Raw genomic sequence first — 2,468 nt, 5'->3', positions numbered from 1 at the left:
CCGTAGGATCGCCGCCGCGGCCGCCGTCGCCGTGGCTCACCTCGGGGACTCACCCGGCGAGTCTGGCTCCGCGGCGACCGCACTGCTGGAGGAACTTCTGGCCGGGGGGATGGTGGGCGAGCACGAGCTCGTCGTCCGTGCCGGGCTGGCAGGTCTGCACCCGCAGCCCGGCACGGCCGTCGTCGGGGTGGTGGCCGACGCGCCCGACCCGGTGACGACGGGGGCCCTGATCCGTGCCGCCGCTGCGGCCGGTGGGCCGGGGGTCCTCACCGGACGGGTTCGCGGGCAGGTGCTGGCGATCGTCATGACGGATCCGGAAGAGTCCGATCCTGCCGGAGCACTGGTGAACCGGATGCGTGAGCTGATGGATCACGACGGGGGAGAACAGGTACCACAGACCGCGCGCCTGGATGGCGTGCCACCGGCCGGACATCTGCACGCGGCAGTCGGTCCACCGGTGCCGCTGGCCGACGCGGGCCGGTCGCTGCGTGAGGCGCACGCCGCCGCGCAGACGGTCTGGCCCGGCGACGCACCAGGAGTTGGGCGGGGGATCAGGACATGGCGCGAGACGGTGCCCGACCGGATCCTCGGGCTGCTCGACGACGAGGCCCGGGCGCACCTCGTCGACGACCTGCTCGGACCGCTGCGCAGATGGGACGCGGCGCACGGCAGCGACCTGGTGCGGACGGTCGAGGTGTTCCTCCGGCACGGTTGCAGCCCGACTCGGGCCGCGGCGGTGCTGCACCTTCGGCGCCAGTCACTTCACCAACGGCTCAACCGCGCCGAACATCTGCTCGGTCACCGCATCGACGAGCCGGGCAGCGTCGCCGCCATGCTGCTGGCCGCTCGCGCGGCTCACCCCAGCTCCCTCCAATGATCATCAACCGTTGGTCGTGCGATGACCGGTCCGAGGGTTGATGATCATGGGGCGTAAGCCGCGAGCGTCCGGTCGTTACCGGTCGGAGCTGGGCGGAGCGGGCTGCCACGCGCGCGGCTCCGCGCGCGTCTCGGGAAAGAGCAGATCGACGAACGACGAGGCGGTGGGCTGCGGCTCGTGATTGGCCAGTCCTGGACGCTCGTTGGCCTCGATGAGCACGTAGTCAGGCTTGTCGACGGCGGGGACGATCATGTCCACTCCGGTCACCGGGATGTCGATGGCCTGGCTTGCGCTGACCGCGGCGTCGGCGAGGTTGGGGTGCAGCTGCGCGGTGACGTCGTGGATGGTCCCGCCGGTGTGCAGGTTGGCCGTCCGGCGGACCCGGAGAGACTCGTTCTCGGGCAGGACGTCGTCCATATGGTGGCCGGCAGCGTGCACCGTCTCCGTGGTGACCTCGTCCATCGGAATCGTCGACTCGCCGCCGGTCGCGGCTGCCCGGCGGCGGCTGTGCCGGTCGATGAGCTGGGCGATCGTGTGTCGGCCCGTTCCGACGACCGTCGCCGGCCGGCGTATCGCGGCGGCTACGACAGCGTGGCCGATGACGACGATGCGCAGGTCCTCGCCCTCGACGCAGTCCTCGAGCAGGACGTCGGGGCAGTACGTTCGGGCGAGGTCGATGGCCGGTTGGAGCGTGTCCGGATCGATGATGCCGACGGTGATGCCCCTGCCCTGCTCTCCGCGCGCCGGTTTCACCACCAGCTGCCCGACGTCGGCGAGGAACGCCGCGTCCGACGCCTCGTCGCTGGCCACTTTGCCACGCGGGACTCTCAGGCCGGCCCGTTCGAAGACGCGCCGGGTGACTCGCTTGTCGTCACACCTGCTCATCGCGACGGCGGTGGTCAGCTCGGACAGCGACTCCCGGGTGACGATCTTGCGGCCGCCGTGGACCAGGCGCATCTCGCCCCACTCCGGGTCCAGCACCTCCACCAGGATGCCGCGTCGGCGCGCCTCCTCCGCGATGATCGTCGCGTACGGGTTGAGCTCGGTGAGCTCGGCCTCCGGCTCCGGCACGAACAACGGCTCGTTGATGATGTTCTTCCGCTTGACGGCGAACACCGGGACCCGGCGGAAGCCCAGCTTCTTGTACAGCCGGATCGCAGGATCGTTGTCGTGCATGACGGACAGATCGAGATGGTCCCGGCCGCGGCCGATGTAGCGCTCGGCCAGCACCCGGACGAGTGCCTCGCCCACGCCCGGCACCGGAGACTGCGGGTCGACGGCGAGACACCACAGGCTCGTTCCCTGATCGGGGTCGTCGAAGGCGAGCGCGTGGTCGATTCCGGTCACGGTGCCGATGACCGCTCCGGTGTTCTCGTCCTTGGCGACGAGGCAGCTGAACGTGCGGGTCCGATGGTTGGACCACATCAACTCGGGATCGGCCGGCACCATATGCCGGGCGGCGTAGATCCGGTTGATCTCATCGGCTTCCTCGGCCTCGGCCATAGTGCTGACCACCACGCCCGGTATGAGCTCGCGGCGTGGCCGGTAGCGGTGGAGCTCCAGCCGGTAGGTCATCGACGGGTCGATGAAC

The 2,468-nt window shown here is 70.3% G+C and carries 2 protein-coding genes; one reads left to right on the top strand and one right to left on the bottom strand.

The genetic code is table 11. The features are described from left to right. The coding region (locus ELR45_RS27300) for a PucR family transcriptional regulator (RefSeq protein ID WP_165368136.1) at positions 1-877 on the top strand (877 nt) is incomplete at its 5' end. A 75-nt stretch (positions 878-952) separates the two neighbouring features. Here ELR45_RS27300 and ngg read toward each other — a convergent pair. Next, a partial coding sequence (gene ngg / locus ELR45_RS27295; RefSeq protein WP_205857364.1) for an N-acetylglutaminylglutamine synthetase occupies positions 953-2,468 on the bottom strand: 1,516 nt, incomplete at its 5' end.

Origin of the sequence: Phytoactinopolyspora endophytica (genome assembly GCF_004138495.1) — a bacterium.
GTDB classification, from domain to species: Bacteria; Actinomycetota; Actinomycetes; order Jiangellales; family Jiangellaceae; genus Phytoactinopolyspora; species Phytoactinopolyspora endophytica.
Note: the sequence above shows the minus strand (reverse complement) of the source record. Positions and strands in the feature narration are given on the sequence as shown.